General features: G+C 67.6%; 16 protein-coding genes and 1 tRNA gene. 9 read left to right on the plus strand and 8 right to left on the minus strand.

Going from position 1 to position 15,476, the window contains the following annotated elements; genetic code table 11:
• The 3 genes from Q0672_RS01470 to Q0672_RS01480 form a co-directional block, all read left to right on the plus strand.
• The coding region (locus Q0672_RS01470; protein WP_298618999.1) for an efflux RND transporter permease subunit at positions 1-1,265 on the plus strand (1,265 nt) is incomplete at its 5' end.
• Positions 1,262-1,579, plus strand: coding sequence for a DUF3240 family protein (locus tag Q0672_RS01475; protein ID WP_298619001.1), 318 nt, complete (start codon positions 1,262-1,264; stop codon positions 1,577-1,579). The genes Q0672_RS01470 and Q0672_RS01475, both read left to right, overlap by 4 nt.
• Complete coding sequence (locus Q0672_RS01480; RefSeq protein WP_298619003.1) at positions 1,576-2,850, plus strand: TolC family protein; 1,275 nt, start codon at positions 1,576-1,578, stop codon at positions 2,848-2,850. Before Q0672_RS01475 ends, Q0672_RS01480 begins: the two co-directional genes overlap by 4 nt.
• On the opposite strand, the gene Q0672_RS01485 is transcribed toward Q0672_RS01480, so the two are convergent.
• On the minus strand, positions 2,841-3,224 hold the full coding sequence (locus tag Q0672_RS01485; protein ID WP_298619005.1) for a VOC family protein: 384 nt from the start codon (positions 3,222-3,224) through the stop codon (positions 2,841-2,843). The genes Q0672_RS01480 and Q0672_RS01485 overlap by 10 nt on opposite strands.
• Positions 3,225-3,356: 132 nt before the next feature.
• Between Q0672_RS01485 and Q0672_RS01490 the strand changes: the two genes are divergently transcribed.
• Both Q0672_RS01490 and Q0672_RS01495 read left to right on the plus strand, forming a co-directional pair.
• On the plus strand, positions 3,357-4,055 hold the full coding sequence (locus Q0672_RS01490; protein ID WP_298619007.1) for a YafY family protein: 699 nt from the start codon (positions 3,357-3,359) through the stop codon (positions 4,053-4,055).
• 78 nt (positions 4,056-4,133) lie between these two features.
• Entirely contained in the window at positions 4,134-4,538 is a 405-nt protein-coding gene (locus tag Q0672_RS01495; RefSeq protein WP_298619009.1) for a YkgJ family cysteine cluster protein, read from the plus strand.
• 81 nt (positions 4,539-4,619) lie between these two features.
• On the opposite strand, the gene thrC is transcribed toward Q0672_RS01495, so the two are convergent.
• Both thrC and Q0672_RS01505 read right to left on the minus strand, forming a co-directional pair.
• Positions 4,620-6,059 (minus strand): threonine synthase, encoded by a 1,440-nt coding sequence (gene thrC, locus Q0672_RS01500; RefSeq protein WP_298619011.1) that lies wholly within the window; start codon positions 6,057-6,059, stop codon positions 4,620-4,622.
• A gap of 85 nt (positions 6,060-6,144) precedes the next feature.
• A complete protein-coding gene (locus Q0672_RS01505) occupies positions 6,145-7,263 on the minus strand; it encodes a hypothetical protein (RefSeq protein WP_298619013.1) in 1,119 nt (372 codons plus the stop codon).
• Between the two features lie 136 nt (positions 7,264-7,399).
• Between Q0672_RS01505 and Q0672_RS01510 the strand changes: the two genes are divergently transcribed.
• Positions 7,400-8,602, plus strand: coding sequence for an HPP family protein (locus tag Q0672_RS01510; protein ID WP_298619015.1), 1,203 nt, complete (start codon positions 7,400-7,402; stop codon positions 8,600-8,602).
• 48 nt (positions 8,603-8,650) lie between these two features.
• Here the strand turns inward: Q0672_RS01510 and Q0672_RS01515 are convergent, their stop codons facing one another.
• Together Q0672_RS01515 and Q0672_RS01520 are read right to left on the minus strand one after the other, a co-directional pair.
• Entirely contained in the window at positions 8,651-8,917 is a 267-nt protein-coding gene (locus tag Q0672_RS01515; RefSeq protein ID WP_298619017.1) for a DUF2249 domain-containing protein, read from the minus strand.
• 289 nt (positions 8,918-9,206) lie between these two features.
• Positions 9,207-9,294, minus strand: a tRNA-Ser gene (locus Q0672_RS01520).
• Positions 9,295-9,456: 162 nt separating this feature from the next.
• Here Q0672_RS01520 and Q0672_RS01525 point away from each other — a divergent pair.
• Positions 9,457-10,143 carry a Bax inhibitor-1/YccA family protein gene (locus Q0672_RS01525; RefSeq protein WP_153159812.1) on the plus strand — a complete coding sequence of 229 codons (687 nt, stop codon included), beginning with the start codon at positions 9,457-9,459 and terminating at the stop codon, positions 10,141-10,143.
• A 67-nt stretch (positions 10,144-10,210) separates the two neighbouring features.
• On the opposite strand, the gene rlmD is transcribed toward Q0672_RS01525, so the two are convergent.
• Positions 10,211-11,524 carry a 23S rRNA (uracil(1939)-C(5))-methyltransferase RlmD gene (rlmD, locus tag Q0672_RS01530; protein ID WP_298619020.1) on the minus strand — a complete coding sequence of 438 codons (1,314 nt, stop codon included), beginning with the start codon at positions 11,522-11,524 and terminating at the stop codon, positions 10,211-10,213.
• Positions 11,525-11,603: 79 nt separating this feature from the next.
• Here rlmD and Q0672_RS01535 point away from each other — a divergent pair, with 79 nt between their 5' ends.
• Both Q0672_RS01535 and Q0672_RS01540 read left to right on the plus strand, forming a co-directional pair.
• A complete protein-coding gene (locus Q0672_RS01535; protein WP_298619022.1) occupies positions 11,604-12,734 on the plus strand; it encodes a cupin domain-containing protein in 1,131 nt (376 codons plus the stop codon).
• 252 nt (positions 12,735-12,986) lie between these two features.
• Complete coding sequence (locus tag Q0672_RS01540; RefSeq protein ID WP_194271109.1) at positions 12,987-13,364, plus strand: hypothetical protein; 378 nt, start codon at positions 12,987-12,989, stop codon at positions 13,362-13,364.
• Here Q0672_RS01540 and bamC read toward each other — a convergent pair.
• A complete protein-coding gene (gene bamC, locus Q0672_RS01545) occupies positions 13,352-14,527 on the minus strand; it encodes an outer membrane protein assembly factor BamC (protein WP_153159816.1) in 1,176 nt (391 codons plus the stop codon). The genes Q0672_RS01540 and bamC overlap by 13 nt on opposite strands.
• A 59-nt stretch (positions 14,528-14,586) precedes the next feature.
• Positions 14,587-15,465 carry a 4-hydroxy-tetrahydrodipicolinate synthase gene (gene dapA, locus Q0672_RS01550; protein WP_153159817.1) on the minus strand — a complete coding sequence of 293 codons (879 nt, stop codon included), beginning with the start codon at positions 15,463-15,465 and terminating at the stop codon, positions 14,587-14,589.
• Between the last annotated feature and the right edge of the window lie 11 nt (positions 15,466-15,476).

The following is a 15,476-nucleotide window of genomic DNA, read 5'->3' on the forward strand; positions in this document are numbered from 1 at the left end:
ACCCGATGGGCCTCAACCAGACCGACACCTTCCTCGTCCTCAAGCCCCGCGACGAGTGGCGGGAGCCGGACAAAAACTGGCTGGCCGACCAGCTGCGGGCGGTGATGGAGAACTTCCCCGGCATCGCCCTCACCTTCACCCAGCCCATCGACATGCGCGTCTCCGAGATGCTCACCGGCGTGCGCGGCGATCTGGCGATCAAACTTTACGGGCCCGATCTGCCGACCCTCAACCACCTCGCCAGCCAGATCGAGGCGGTGGTGAAGGCCGTGCCCGGCGCCGAGGACACCATCACCATCCGCAACGAGGGCGTGCAATACCTCAAGGTGCAGGTGGATCGCCTCGCCGCCGGCCGCTTCGGGCTCAATGTCGAGGACGTCCAGAACAGCCTGCGCAGCCTGCTCGAAGGCCGCATCGCCGGCACGGTGATCGAATCCGGCCGCCGCGTGCCGCTGCTCATCCGCGGCCCCGGCAGCCTGCAGAGCGACCCGGACGCCTTCGCCGCGATCCGCATCACCACGCCCGACGGCCACAGCCTGCCGCTGGCCAGCGTCGCCCGCATCGAGCGCATCGACGGCCCGGTGAAGGTGGACCGCGAGAACGCCCAGCGCTACGCGGTGATCCAGTCCAACGTGCGCGACCGCGATCTGGTCGGCTTCGTCGATGAGGCCAAGGCCGCCGTCACCGCCAAGGTGCCGCTGCCTGCCGGCTACCGCCTTGCGTGGGGTGGCCAGTTCGAGAACCAGCAGCGCGCTGCCGCCCGCCTCGGCGTGGTGGTACCGGTGGCCCTCGGGCTGATCTTCGTGCTGCTGTTCTCCACCTTCGGCTCGGTGCGCCAGGCCCTGCTGGTGCTGGCGATGGTGCCCTTTGCGATGGTCGGCGGCATCTTCGCGCTGGCCATTTCGGGCGAATACCTCTCGGTGCCGGCCTCGGTGGGCTTCATTGCGCTCCTGGGCATCGCGGTGCTCAACGGGGTGGTGATGGTCACCTACTTCAACCAGCTCCACGCCCGGGGCATGCCCATCAGCCAGGTGGTGGTCGAAGGCGCCAGACGCCGCCTGCGCCCGGTGCTCATGACCGCCAGCATCGCCGCCCTGGGCCTGGTGCCGCTGCTCTTTGCCACCGGCCCCGGCTCGGAAGTCCAGCGCCCCCTCGCCATCGTGGTGATCGGCGGGCTGGTCAGCGCCACCGCCCTCACCCTGCTCCTGCTGCCGCTGCTGTACCGCCGCTTCGGCATCGCCCCTGCCGCCCCCACCGCCCAATGAGCCCAGACACGTCCCCCGTCGTCCTGACCCTCGTGATGCCTGCCGAGGTCGAGGATGCCCTGATCGACACCCTGCTCGAACACCCCGAGCTCGCCCCCGGCTTCACCACCGATGCCGTCGAGGGCCACGGCGAGCGCATCCGCTTCGTCGGCACCGCCGAGGAAGTGCGCGGCCGCGCCGCCTACTGCCGCGTCCAGCACGTCACCACGCGGGACGCCGCCGAGGCGCTGCTGGCCATCCTGCGCAAGCGCTTCGCCGGCAGCCGGGTGTATTTCTGGATCACCCCGGCCCTTTCCTTCGGGAGGCTCGAATGAAGCGCCGCCTGCTTGCCCTGACGCTGGCCGCCCTGCCCCTGTGGGCCCACGCCGCCAACCCCGCCGACGCCCCCGATCTGCCGCCCCGCGCCCAGGTGCTGGACGCCGTGCTCGGCAGCCCCCAGGTGCGCGCCGCCGGATCGCAGATTTCGGTGGAAGAAGCCCGCAGCCGGCGCCTCGAAGCCGGCAACCACGAATGGACCCTGCGCCTGATGGACCAGCAGCGCCGGGTGCGGCCCGCGCCGGCCGGCCGCTACAACGAATGGGAAGTGGGCGTCGAGCGCGCCGTCCGCCTGCCGGGCAAGCTGGATCTCGACCGCCAACTCGGTGCCGCCGGCATCGCCAGCGCCCGCATCGCCCGCGGTGACGCCCTCCACGAAACCAGCCGGATGCTGCTCGCCAACTGGTTCGACTGGCTGCGCGAAAACGCCGCCGCCGACCAGTGGCGCCGCCAGCGGGACATCCTCGCTCGCCAGGCCCAGGTGGTGCAGCGCCGGGTCGAGCTGGGCGACGCCCCGCGCCTCGAACGCCTGCAGGCCGACGCCGCACTCGCCCAGGCCGAAGCCCAGCTGGCCCAGGCCATCGGCCGCGCCCAGGTGGCCGCCGAATCCCTGCGCCGCCTCTACCCCGCCCTCACCCTGCCGCCCAGCGTGCCCGAAACCCCGCCGAGCGCGGTGGATGACGACGCCGCCGGCTGGATCGCCGCGATCCTCGAACACAACCACGAGCTGGGCGTGGCCCGCTCCGAGAGCGCCCGCGCCCGCATCGGCGCCAGCCGCACCGACGCCGAGCGCCGGCCCGACCCCGCCGTAGGCGTGCACATGGCCCGGGACAAGGGCAGCGAAGAGCAGGTCGTCGGCCTCAGCCTCCTCATTCCCCTCTCCGGCGCCGGCCGCCGGGCCGACGCCGACGCCGCCGTCGCCAACGCCGAAACCGCCTCGTGGCGCGAGGCCGGCGTGCTGCGCAAGGTCGAGGCCGAAGCCGCCGCCCTCCATCGCCGCGCCCGCGCCGCCTGGGCCGGCTGGCAGAGCCAGCAGGCCGCCGCCGACGCCCTGGGCAAGAGCGCCGACCTCACCGAACGGGCCTGGCAGCTGGGCGAAGGCAGCCTCACCGACACCCTCAACGCCCGCCGCCTGGCCCACGAAGCGCGCCTCGCCGCCCGGCTGGCCGGGCTCGACGCCAGCGAAGCCCGCTACCGCCTGCTCCTCGACGCCCACCGGCTATGGCCGCTGGACATGGACGCCCACGACGACGACCACGATCACCCCTGACAACCCGCCCCCGGCGAGTGCAGCCCGATCCGGTTGCCTTCGCTGTCGGCAAACATCGCGATGAAGCCGATCTCCGGACTGATCTCGGTCTTCGGCATCAGCACCGTGGCGCCGGCCTCCACCGCCCGCGCCAACGGCACGGCGAGGTCGTCGCCGCCATCCAGATAGATCACCACCCCGTGGTCGCCGGGTTTGCCGTCGGGGCAGGCCAGCAGCGCGCCGCCAGTGGCCGGGTCGGTGTACGGAAGGACCGCCATGCGCATCCCGCACATTTCCTCCACCTTGAGGGTGATGGCAAAGGTGGCTTCGTAAAAGCGGCAGGCCCGGTCCAGGTCGGTGACGGGGATTTCAAACCAGTTGATGAGTCGTTTCATGGTGCGCTCCTGAATGCGGGTTGATTGGAGCCGCCATTCTGGCTGCCCCCTCCTGACACCCTGCCGTCAGGAGCCTGCCCGCATCCCCCGGCCTGCCGCGCTATCCTGACAGCCTTGTGTCAGGAGCCCCCCATGCGCCGTGCCGACCGCCTGTTCCAGATCGTCCTGCTCCTCGACCGGGGCCGGGCCGTCACCGCCCGCGAGCTGGCCGAAGCCCTGCAGGTTTCCGAGCGCACCATCTACCGGGACGTGGCCGACCTCTCCCGCTCCGGCGTGCCCATCAGCGGCGAGGCTGGCGTGGGCTACCTGATGCGCCCCGGCTACCGCCTGCCGCCGCTGATGTTCGACGCCGACGAGCTCGCCGCCCTCGCCCTGGGCAGCCGGATGGTGCAACGCTGGGCCGACCCGGCCCTCGGCCGCGCCGCCGAGCGCGCCCTGCTGCGCATCGAATCGGTGCTGCCCAAGGCCCTGCGCCACGACCCCGCCCGCGATGCCCTGCTGGTGCCCGGCTTCCGTGTCCCCGAGGCCATGCGTGCGCCGATGACCGAGCTGCGCGAAGCCATCGCCGCCCACCGCAAGCTGCGCATCGCCTACACCCGGGCCGACGGCGCCGCCAGCGAGCGGATCATCCACCCGGTCGGGCTGGTCTTCTGGGGCGAGACCTGGACCCTCGGCGCCTGGTGCGAGCTGCGCGGCGATTTCCGCAGCTTTCGCCTCGACCGCATCGCCAGCGTGGCCGCCCTCGATGCGCATTTCGACGGCGACGGCCTGCTCGGGCGCTACCTGCAAGCTGCCCAGCAGCAGGACGACTGCGACGGCGCCACGTACTGACACCATCCGAAGCTACCCAAATGGCGTAAGTCGTGCCAGAATCCGTTCCCGATTTCATTCGAATCAGCCCGACGTCCGATGAGCACCTCCGACGCCAATCACTGCCTCGACTGCGGCGCCTGCTGCGCCTTCTTTCGTGTTTCCTTCTACTGGGCCGAAGCCGAGGCCCGGGGCATTCCTGCCGACCTGACGGAGCCGATCAACCCCCGCTTCAGCTGCATGGCCGGCACCAACCAGCGGGCGCCCCGCTGCGACGCCCTGGCCGGCGAGGTCGGCCAGCGGGTCGGCTGCACGATCTACGAACATCGCCCCGCGCCCTGCCGTGAAGTGCAGCCCGGCGACGACCAGTGCAACAAGGCCCGGGCAGGCTACGGCCTGCCGGCGATCGAGGCCTGGTGCTGGCAATCGCCCATCCCGGCCGGCCTCACCGATCCGCTGCCCCACGGCGCCGACATCCACCCCCCGCCCCCACCGGCCGACTGACACGCCTTCGCGCAAGGCACAAAAAAGCCCCCCGCCCGCCGGCTTGAACCGGCGATGCGGGGGGCTTTCTGACGTCGGCGGTCAGCCGGCGTCGACAGTCCGGGCGATCAGCGCCTTGATGGCGTCGGCGTCCACATCCATTACCTCGACGCGCTGGGGCAGCGCCTCGATGTTCTCGAGGCCGGCCGGGCGGGCAGGCTTGCGACCGAGGGCTTCGACGATGGTCTCTTCAAACTTGGCAGGCTGGGCGGTTTCCAGCACCAGCGTGGGCACGGCCGTGTCGCGCAGCTCAAGCGCCACCTTGAGGCCGTCGGCGGTGTGGGTGTCGATCACGGTGGCGTACTTGTCGTCGGCCAGGCGGATCGTCGCCAGACGGTCGGCGTGGTTGCTGCTGCCGGACACGAAGCCGTAGTCACCGATCTTGGCAAACTCCGGCGAGGCGGACAGATCGAAGGCGCCGCCAGCGTCAACCTTGCTCCACAGGGCGCGCACGGTGTCGCCGCTGCGGCCCACCAGATCGAACACAAAGCGCTCGAAGTTGGAGGCCTTGGAGATGTCCATCGACGGGCTGGAAGTGGCGTGGGTCTCGGCGGTGCCCCGCGGGCGGTAGATGCCGGTGCGGAAGAACTCGTCGAGCACGTCGTTCTCGTTGGTGGCGAGGATCAGCTTGGCGACCGGCAGGCCCATCTGGCGGGCGATGTGGCCGGCGCAGATGTTGCCGAAGTTGCCCGACGGCACTGCAAACGAAACCTGCTGGTCGTTGTTCTCGGTGGCGGCGAAGTAGCCCTTGAAGTAATAGACGATCTGGGCGGCAACGCGGGCCCAGTTGATCGAATTGACGGCGCCGATCTTGTACTTGGCCTTGTAGGCGTGGTCGTTGGAGACGGCCTTCACCACGTCCTGGGCGTCGTCGAACATGCCGCGCACGGCGATGTTGAAGATGTTTTCGTCCTGCAGCGAGTACATCTGGGCGCGCTGGAAGGCGCTCATCCGGCCGTGGGGCGACAGCATGAACACGCGCACGCCGTGCTTGCCACGCATGGCGTATTCGGCGGCGGAGCCGGTGTCGCCAGAGGTGGCGCCGAGGATGTTGATCTGCTCGCCGCGCTTGTCGAGCACGTACTCGAACAGGTTGCCCAGCAGCTGCATCGCCATGTCCTTGAAGGCGAGCGTCGGGCCGTTGGAGAGCTCCAGCAGGCCGAGCTTGCCCGGCTCCAGCCAGTGCACCGGGGTGATCTCTACGGCCTTGGCGTCGTCGCGCACGTAGCCGTAGACGTCGGCGGTGTAGGTCTTGTCGCAGATGGCCTTCAGGTCGGCGGCGGGGATGTCGTCGATGAAGCGCGACAGGATCGCGTAGGCCAGTTCGGCGTAGGAAAGCTTGCGCCACGCATCCAGATCGGCGCGGGTGACCTGCGGGTAGGTCTCCGGCAGGTAGAGGCCGCCATCCGGCGCCAGGCCGCCAAGCAGGATGTCACAGAAGGATTGGGGGGCAGACTGGCCGCGGGTGGAGATGTAGCGCATGGTTCTCGCCGAAATGAAAAACGAAAACCTTGGAAGATAGCACAGCCGGCGGGCCTTGACCCTGCCCGGCTCGGCGGCCCGGGGTTCAGCGCATCGATCGCGTGCGCAGGAGCCCCGTCACCAGCACACCAGCAAACAGCAGCACACCCGCCGCCAGCAGCAGCGCACCGGCCGCCACCCCCACCGTCAGCAGGCCGCCACCGGCCAGGAACAGCGCCGTGCGTAGCGCGCCAAAGCGCACCAGCCTGGCCCGCAGCTGTGCCCGCGGTGGCGTCGCCGGCCCCGGAAAGCGCCAGACCGGCAGCAGCTGCGACAGCGCGCCCGTCACCAGCGGCAGCAGGAAGAGCGCGAAGAAACCCGTCACCGCCGGCCGCCCTGGCATCCCGCCGAGGCCGTGGGCAAGGCCCGCCGCGATCACCGCCAGCAGGCCCAGCCCGGCGCCAAACAAGGCCACCGCGGCGCCATCGTTGATGATCCGCCGGGCGCCGAGGGTCTTCAGCCAGCCGGCCAGGGTGTGGATCACCACGCCAGCCAGCACCAGCGCCCCCAGCGGCGCCAGCCAGTGGGCGAGCCCCGCCAGCGCACTCGCCACCACGCCACCAATCGCCCACGGCAGTTGCCGGCGCAGACGCAGCGCGGCCTGGGGATCGGGCATGCCGAGGGCGGTAGGCATCAGCACATGCAACGTGCCTACCGCCGCCAGCCCGATGAAGCCGAGGGTGTTGAGATGCAGATGCGCCAGCCGCAGCACGGCGTAGCCCGCCGGCCACAGCAGCCCGGCGAGGATCGCCACCAGCGCCGTGAGCAGGCAGGCCAGCGAGGCCTTGTACCAGGCGAGGCCCGGATGGGGCTTGCCGAGGCATGCCGCGCCCCGCCGAAACGTCCAGCCGAGCATCAGCCCGGTCGCCACCAGCCCGGCGAGGATCGCAGGATGCAGCCCCCAGCCGGGCATCGCGCCGACCAGCACCGCCACCACCAGCGCGCCGGCCGCCTGCATCACCAGCGGCAGCCGGTGGATCACCGGCTCCACGCCTGGGCTGCGGGTGAGCACCGGCACGAAATGCCCCATCGCCGCAAAGATGAGCGGCATCGCCCCCAGCGCGAAGGCCGCGTGGGCCACCGCCGCCGGCGGCGCGCCCGCCACCGTCAGCCCCACCGCCAGCGCAAAGGCCGCCACCGCGCTACAGCCGAGATAAATCAGCACTGCCTGCTCCTGTCTTTCGTCCCCGAGCCATCAGACCGGATTGTCCGCCAGGAACCACCGATCCGACCAAACCCACATCAAGGCCGACCGCCGCAAAGCCCGGCAGACTGCCGGCTCCACCGGCCCCCAGCAAGCCATGCCTTCCGTCCGCCAAGCCCTTCACGACTTCGCCCGGCGCTACCTGTTCGCCGACGCCGCACCCATCTCGCCCCCCGAACGCCGCCGCAGCACCCTGGCCGCCCTGCTGGGCGTGATGATCTTCGAGGGCGTGCTGTACGTGCTGCCGGTAGCCCCGGAGGCCCGTCGGCTGCTGGCACCGCTGGGCGCCACCTCGGTGATCCTCTTCGTGCTGCCCCACAGCCCCCTCGCCCAGCCCTGGTCGGTGATGGGCGGGCTGCTGCTGCCGGCGCTGGTGGGCTTTGCCAGCGGCCACTGGCTTCCCGACGCGTATCTTGCGGTGGGCGCCGCGGTGGCGGTGTCGGTGTGGCTGATGGCGCGGCTGCGCTGCATCCATCCGCCTGGCGGCGCAATGGCGATCGTGATGGCCAGCGCCGCCGCCCAGGGGCTGGATGCCGCCACCAGCCTGGGCGCCGCGGCCTGCAACGTGGTCGCCATGCTGATGGCCGCCACCGCCGTGAACAACCTGATCCCCGGCCGCCGCTACCCCCTGTGCTCGCCGCCGACCGCCGCGCCGCAGCCAACACGCCCGAGCCCCGCCGGCATCCGCCAGCCCGACATCGCCGCCGCGCTGGAGGAGATCGACGCCTACCTGGACGTGAGCGAGGACGACCTGACCCAGGTCTTCCAGCGCGCCGCGCGCCACGCCTTCCACCGCCACGTGCTGCTCACCTGCGGCGACGTGATGACCCCGGCGCCGGTTCAGGTGGATTTTGCGACCGAACTGAACGAAGCCTGGCGCCTGATGAACCGCCACAATCTGGCGATGCTGCCGGTGATCGACCGCAGCCGCCGGGTGATCGGCCTGCTGCGCCTGGAGGATTTCCTGCGCCACGTGGAGCCGGACGGCTCCCGCGGCATCGGCGACAACGTGCGTCGCCTGCTGCGCCCGACCCTCGGCACCCACTCGAACAAACCCGAGGTGGCCGGCCAGATCATGCTGACACCCGGCCTTGGCCTGCAGTGCGCGGGTACCACCGACGGCATCGCCGTGGCCGCCGACCTGCTGGGCGCCGGCGGGCAGGCCGGCGTGCCGGTGGTGGGCGAAGACGGCCGGCTGGCCGGCATCATCACCCCCGCCACGATGACCGCGGTGCTATTGCAGCACGAGGCGCTGGATTACGTGCGGGGCGACGACGGCATCACCCGCCCCGCAATTTGATGCTGATCCAGCAACAATGAAGCCTTCATTGTTGCTGAATGAGGAACATCAGGCGATCTTGGCAAAATCGATCACGATCGCGCCCGGTTCGCGCTGCTGGTAGGTGATCGTCACCTTCTCGCCGTAGCGCTGCTGCAGCTGGCCCAGCAGCGGGATCGGGTCGTGGTCGTTGCAGAAACGCATCGTCTCGCCGGGCATCAGCGCGTCCAACGCACCGAAGATCGCCGCATGGCGAAAACGTTTGGCAATGCCGCGAGCGTCGAAGGGGTACAGGGCTTCCGGGGTGGTGTGGTTGCAGACGTGAATGGTTTGCATCGAGGCGCTCCTGGGGTGTCGATAAAATCCGACTGAATTTGTCGGGTATCGCCAGTTTGCCGCTCCGCGCACCCGAATTCCTTGATCTGGATCGGGTTACATGCAGGCTCCGTCACCACGCTCCAGCTTCTGCCATGATCGGACACGGTCAGCGTGGACGGAAAACATGCGCGCGCAGCCCCCTGAGGATGCGTCCCCTGAAAAACAAGAAGCCGCCCGAAGGCGGCTTCTTGTCACTATCTTCAAACTGCCGCGCACTCGCTGAAGTTGCGCCGAGTCATTTTCGTATTGGCGGAAGCTCAGGGATTCGAACCCTGGAACCCTTTCGGGTTGCCGGTTTTCAAGACCGGTGCAATCGACCACTCTGCCAAGCTTCCAGATTCTCTCTACGGAGGCCATCAAGACCCGTGCAGCAACCACGCTGCAGCACCTCCGAGGGCGCGCATTCTAGCATGTGCCGCGCGGTTGAAACTTTCAGGGGCGTCCGTTACTCTCAGGCAGTGCAGGTCGTCTGCTTTATATCAATCTGGAGGAAATCCATGCAACTCGACACTTACGGTCAGCAAACGCAGGTTTTGTCGCAGGGCGCGAACCGCGTATTGCGCAATACCTACATGCTGCTCGCGCTCTCGATGGTGCCGACCGTTGCCGGTGCACTGCTCGGCGTGCAAATGCAGTTCTCGTTCCTGGCAGGCAGCCCGTTCATTGCGTTCGCGCTGTTCCTGGGCATCTCGTTCGCGTTCTTCTACGGTATCGAGAAGAACAAGAACAACGGCCTCGGCGTCGCACTGCTGCTGGGCTTCACCTTCTTCATGGGCTTGATGCTGTCGCGCATCCTGCAGGTTGCCCTGGGCTTCTCCAACGGCGGCTCGATGATCGCCCTCGCGGCAGGCGGTACCAGCGCGATCTTCGTCACCCTGGCGGGTATCGCCAGCGTCTCGAAGCGTGACTTCACCAACATGGGCAAGTTCCTCACCGTGGGTCTGGTGGTCGTCCTGCTGGCGATGGTCGCCAACATCTTCCTGCAGATGCCGGTGCTGCACCTGGCCATCTCGGCGGCGGTGGTCCTGCTGTTCTCGGGCTACATCCTGTACGACATCAGCAACATCGTTCAGGGCGGCGAGACCAACTACGTGACGGCAACCCTGGCGGTCTACCTCGATGTTTACAACGTCTTCGTGAGCCTGCTGAACCTCATCATGGCCTTTGGCGGCGAGCGCGACTGACATCCGTCCGCAGCGGAAAGCAAAAAGGCGACCTTCGGGTCGCCTTTTTCATTGGAGCCTTGCGGCCTCAGGCCCGCTCGAAGAGCGCGATGGATTCCACGTGGGATGTCTGCGGGAACATGTTGGCGATGCCCGCCCCCATCAGCCTGTAGCCCTTCTCGTTGGTCAGCACTGCGGTATCCCGGGCCAGCGTGGCCGGGTTGCACGACACATAGACGATACGCTTCGGCGAACACACGCCCAGCGCCTTGACCACCGCGATCGCCCCTTCCCGGGGCGGATCGATCAGTAGCTTGTCCAGCGGCCCGAGCGCCGCCAGGCTGTCTTCGGTCGCCTCGAACAGGTTGGCCGCGTGGAACTCGCAGCGCTCACCAAGGCCATTGTCGGCGGCATTCTGGCCCGCCCGGCGGACCAGCGCGTCGCTGCCCTCGACACCCACCACATAGGCGCCCAGACGGGCAATCGGCAGGCTGAAGTTGCCGAGCCCGCAGAACAGGTCGGCGATCCGCTCGCCGGGCTTCGGATCGAGCAGCTGCATCGTCCGGCGCATCAGCACCCGGTTGATGCCCATGTTCACCTGGGTGAAGTCGGTGGGCCGAAAGGCCATCGACACACCGAACTCCGGCAGCGTGTAGGCCAGCCCCGGCGCATCCTTCGGAAACAGCCGACGCGCCGAATCCGGGCCGCTCGGCTGCACCCACACCTGGATCGACTCCGCCTCGCCAAAGGCGACCAGCCGGGCCGTGTCGGCCGCGGAGAGCGGCACGAGATGCCGGAACACCATCACCGTGATCCCCTCGCCCACCGCAATCTCGATCTGCGGCAGACGATCCGGCGCCGACATGCCGGAAATCAGCGCCCGCAAACGCGGCACCATCGCCGACACATGGGGCGGCAGGATCGCGCAGCTTTCCATTGGCGCCACGTAGCTGCTGCGCCGCTCGTGAAAGCCGATCAGCACGCCGCCCTTGCTTGGCACCATCCGCACCGACAGCCGCGCGCGATAACGATAGCCCCAGGCCGGGCCGACGATCGGCGGGTAGAGCACATCCGGCCGCGCCCGGCCGATGTGCCAGAGGGCGTTCTCCAGCACCCGCTGCTTCGCCGCCACCTGGGCGCCGGATTCCAGATGCTGCATGCTGCAGCCACCGCACACCCCGAAGTGGGGGCAGCGCGGCTCGACCCGCTGGGCGCTGGCCGAAATCACCCGCGTCAAATCCGCCACCTCGTAGTTCGGCTTGACCTTGTAGGACGCGAATTCGACCCGCTCGCCGGGCAAGGCGCCCTCGATGAAGATCGTCTTGCCGTCGACGTGGGTGACGCCGCGCCCCTCGTGATCAAGGGATTCGACAACGGCTTCGCGGGGGGCTGCTGCGTGCATGGCAATACGGTCGAAACAGGAAGGGCGCCATTTTAGCGGCGGGCTCAGCCGTTGCAATCCGGCGCGTTATAATTGCAGGATGACAAATACACTTCTTGGCGGCCTGTCGGTCGAGACCTTTCTCACCGAATACTGGCAAAAAAAACCGCTCCTCGTGCGCCAGGCGGTTCCCGGCTTCACCGGCGTCGTAACCAAGGACGAACTCTTCGAGCTCGCCCGTGATCCGGACGTCGAGTCCCGTTACGTCACCCACACCACCACCACCTGGGAAGTCATCCACGGCCCCCAGAAGGCGTCCGACCTCAAGCGCAAGAAGCAGCCCTGGACGGTGCTCATCCAGGGGCTCAACCTGTTCTGCCCCGATGGCGACGAACTCCTCCACCGCTTCGACTTCATCCCCCAGGCCCGTCTCGACGACCTGATGGTGAGCTACGCCGTCGATAACGGTGGCGTCGGCCCCCACTTCGACAACTACGACGTGTTCCTGCTGCAAGGCATCGGCAAGCGCCGCTGGCTCATCAGCGACCAGGACGACCGCACGCTCATCGAAGACGCGCCGCTCAAGATCCTGCAGGATTTCCGTCCGGTGTACGACTGGGTGCTCGAGCCCGGCGACATGCTCTACCTGCCGCCCCACTGGGCCCATAACGGCATCGCCATCGGCGAATGCACCACCTACTCCATCGGCTTCCGCTCGCCCACGGCGCAGGAACTCGCCCAGCAGTTCCTCGGCTACCTGCAGGACACCCTCCAGCTCGACGGCATCTACGCCGACCCTGATCTCAAGCACCAGGCCCACTCGGCGCAGATCAGCGACCAGATGATCGACCGGGTCGCCGAAACCCTCCAGCGCATCACCTGGACCCGCGACGACGTCCGCGGCTTCCTCGGCGCCTACCTCACCGAACCCAAGCCCCACGTCTTCTTCGACTCGCCCGACGAACCCCTCGAGCACGACGAGTTCGTGGAAGCCTGCAGCGCCGACGGCTACCGCCTCGATGCGCGCAGCCTGCTGCTTTTTACCGACGGCCACTTCTTCATCAACGGCGAGCCCGTTCCGGTCGAAACCGACGACCAGCCCACGCTCCAGGCTCTGGCCGACAACCGCCGCGTCGACACAATTGCCGGTTTGTCGGAAGAAGGCATCGCGCTGCTTTATGACTGGTATTGCTGCGGCTTCGCTCATCCATCAGCAAATCTGATGGAATAGCGCGTTACCTTGACAATCCGGCTTGACACCACCGCGGGCTTGTTGCGGCAACGCAACAACGTCTTTATTCAAGCACTTCCTCCGTGGTAGGATTCGGGCCAGATCGGGTCCCCCACCTGATTGCTCCTGATTTAAGCTTGTTGTACTTCATTTATCGATAAGGGAAACCAACAATGAAACAATCTCTCCTGGTTGCTGCTCTCGTTGCACTCGCTGTTTCCGCTTGCGGCAAGAAGGAAGAGCCGAAGCCCGTTGAAGCTCCGGCTGCTGCTCCCGCCGCTGCTGCCCCGGCCGCCCCGGCTGCCCCCGCCGCTGATGCCAAGCCCGCTGAAGCTGCTGCCCCCGCTGCCGCTCCGGCTGCTGATGCCAAGCCCGCTGAAGCTGCTGCTCCCGCTGCCGCTCCGGCCGCCGCTGGCTCCACCGCCGAAAACGCCGCTGCTGCTGCCGCTGCCAACACCGAAAAGAAGTAATCTTTTCGCTGTTGAAAAAAAGCCAACCTGCGGGTTGGCTTTTTTTACGCCCGTTGCCAGCCCGCGGACAATCCTTAAGCGGAAGCAGGCACCAAAACAAAACGCCGGACATTGCCGGCGTTTTGCTTGTGGAGCACAGGAACCGATCTACTTCAGCTGATCGTGCAGCAGCGACAGGATCTTGCGGGCCGAGGTCGAGGTGTCCGTACCGCCTTCACGGGTCAGCACCTGCACGGAAGACGACGCATCCGCGCCCTTCACGTAGATCCGGTACTGGCTGCCAGACTGAACCTGCGGCTTGTCACTGCGCCAGAAGGCCAGCCGCGACAAGATGCCCTCATCCTTCTTCGACTTCACGTCGACTTCCGGATCCACGTAACGCACGTAGTAAATCCCCTGAGCGCGGTCACGGTCTTCGACGGTGAAGCCCACGCGATCCAGCGCGAGGCCAACCCGGCGCCAGGCGCGATCGAAACCTTCCTGCACCTCCAGAACCGCAGCACCGCCTTCGACGTTCTGCAGGCTGGCCTTCTCGGCCTTGGGCACGGCAGCGATCTGCGCCTTGGCACGGGTCTCGTCGGCGCCCAAGCGAACCATAAGGCGCTGTAGGAACTCGGCCTCGAGCTCGGGATCGGCCGGACGCGGCTGCCATATCGTCTGGTTCTTGGCCTCGTTCGGGTAGATCTCCATCATGCCGCGATGGCTGATGTAGATCTCGACAGTGCCGGGGTCGTTGCCTGCTTCCAGCCGCGTGCGGTACTTGTCCCGCTCCGGCGTGGAGTAGATGCCATCGATGACCTTGCCGAGGGTCCGGCGGATGATGTCATCCTGGATCTTGGCGCGGTTCTCGGCCCAGTCGGTCTCCATCACGCCAATGTCAGGGCTGTCGATGTTGAGGATGAAGCCGTTCTCCTGCCAGAACTCGCGGACCTGCGGCCAGATCTTGTCGGCCGAGCCGGGCACCACCAGCCAGCGCTGCGAACCCGAACGCTCGACGCGCATCTTGTCGATGGACTGGGGCGCCACAGCCACGCCGGGCGCGACACCCGCTGCGGTGGCCGCGGCAGTACCAGCCTGGTTCGAACGCTCGGCGCTGTAGGCCGAATACGTGGCGATGCCCTTCGGGCTCACGTCGGGAACGGCATAGCGATCGTCTGCGGTGGGCGCGGTGAGATCCGGCGGCACCTCGAGCGTGGGACGCTTGGCGGTGGCCGCCGCACTCTTGTAGTCGATCTTTTTCGATTCCAACAAGGAACCGGAGCATCCGGCAAGCGCAAACGCGACGACGACCGTCGCACCGGAAGCCAACTTTCGGCTTTGCATTCGTAACCCTCGGGGTGGGAAAAACCAGTCCTGGTTTGACACGCTTAGGTGGAACCGTTTCAGACTTCGATGCCGGCCTGACGCATGGCCTCGCGGACGCGACCATGGAAGGGCTCGGACAGCTGGGTCAGCGGGAGGCGGATGGCGTTGCCGATCAGGCCCATCTGCGCCACCGCCCACTTCACGGGAATCGGGTTGGCTTCGCAGAACAGATCGCGATGCAGCTTGACCAGCCTGGCGTTCAGATCACGGGCACGCGGGCCGTCGCAGGCGATGGCGGCGACGCACATCTCGTGCATCAGGCGCGGCGCGACGTTGGCGGTGACCGAGATGGTGCCGTGGCCGCCAAGCATCATGAAGGCCATGGCGGTCATGTCGTCGCCGGTGTAGAGCGCGAAATCCTTGGGGGCACGGGCGACGAGGTCGCAGGCGCGATCGATGCTGCCGGTGGCGTCCTTGATGCCGATGATGTTCGGGATCTCGGCGAGGCGCAGGGTCGTGTCGTTGGCGAGATCGGCAACGGTGCGGCCCGGCACGTTGTAGAGGATCATCGGCAGCGGGCTGGCTTCGGCAATCGCGCGGAAGTGCTGGTACATGCCTTCCTGGGTCGGGCGATTGTAGTAGGGCACGACCGACAGGCCAGCCACCGCGCCAGCCTTGCGGGAGAACTCGGTGAGCTCGATGGCTTCACGGGTGGAGTTCGCGCCGGTGCCTGCAATGACCGGAATGCGGCCTGCAGAGTGTTCGACGGCCACGCGGATGAGCTCGCAGTGCTCCTCGACATTCACCGTCGGCGATTCGCCGGTGGTGCCGACGACGACGATCGCATCGGTGCCTTCCTTGATGTGGAAGTCGATCAGGCTGCGGAAACGGGGCAGATCCAGGCTGCCATCCTCGAGCATCGGCGTGACGATGGCGACAATCGAACCGGTAATCATGGGCTATCGGG

Source organism: uncultured Zoogloea sp. (genome assembly GCF_937894855.1).
GTDB classification, from domain to species: Bacteria; Pseudomonadota; Gammaproteobacteria; order Burkholderiales; family Rhodocyclaceae; genus Zoogloea; species Zoogloea oryzae.

Bases quoted from the DNA above. Each gene is read 5' to 3' on its own strand.
- Q0672_RS01485 (WP_298619005.1), bottom strand. From the start codon at position 3,224: ATGAAACGACTCATCAACTGGTTTGAAATCCCCGTCACCGACCTGGAC.
- thrC (WP_298619011.1), bottom strand. From the start codon at position 6,059: ATGCGCTACATCTCCACCCGCGGCCAGTCTGCCCCCCAATCCTTCTGT.
- Q0672_RS01480 (WP_298619003.1), top strand. From the start codon at position 1,576: ATGAAGCGCCGCCTGCTTGCCCTGACGCTGGCCGCCCTGCCCCTGTGG.
- Q0672_RS01475 (WP_298619001.1), top strand. From the start codon at position 1,262: ATGAGCCCAGACACGTCCCCCGTCGTCCTGACCCTCGTGATGCCTGCC.
- rlmD (WP_298619020.1), bottom strand. From the start codon at position 11,524: ATGCACGCAGCAGCCCCCCGCGAAGCCGTTGTCGAATCCCTTGATCAC.
- Q0672_RS01515 (WP_298619017.1), bottom strand. From the start codon at position 8,917: ATGCAAACCATTCACGTCTGCAACCACACCACCCCGGAAGCCCTGTAC.
- Q0672_RS01495 (WP_298619009.1), top strand. From the start codon at position 4,134: ATGAGCACCTCCGACGCCAATCACTGCCTCGACTGCGGCGCCTGCTGC.
- Q0672_RS01490 (WP_298619007.1), top strand. From the start codon at position 3,357: ATGCGCCGTGCCGACCGCCTGTTCCAGATCGTCCTGCTCCTCGACCGG.
- Q0672_RS01510 (WP_298619015.1), top strand. From the start codon at position 7,400: ATGCCTTCCGTCCGCCAAGCCCTTCACGACTTCGCCCGGCGCTACCTG.
- dapA (WP_153159817.1), bottom strand. From the start codon at position 15,465: ATGATTACCGGTTCGATTGTCGCCATCGTCACGCCGATGCTCGAGGAT.
- Q0672_RS01525 (WP_153159812.1), top strand. From the start codon at position 9,457: ATGCAACTCGACACTTACGGTCAGCAAACGCAGGTTTTGTCGCAGGGC.
- bamC (WP_153159816.1), bottom strand. From the start codon at position 14,527: ATGCAAAGCCGAAAGTTGGCTTCCGGTGCGACGGTCGTCGTCGCGTTT.
- Q0672_RS01535 (WP_298619022.1), top strand. From the start codon at position 11,604: ATGACAAATACACTTCTTGGCGGCCTGTCGGTCGAGACCTTTCTCACC.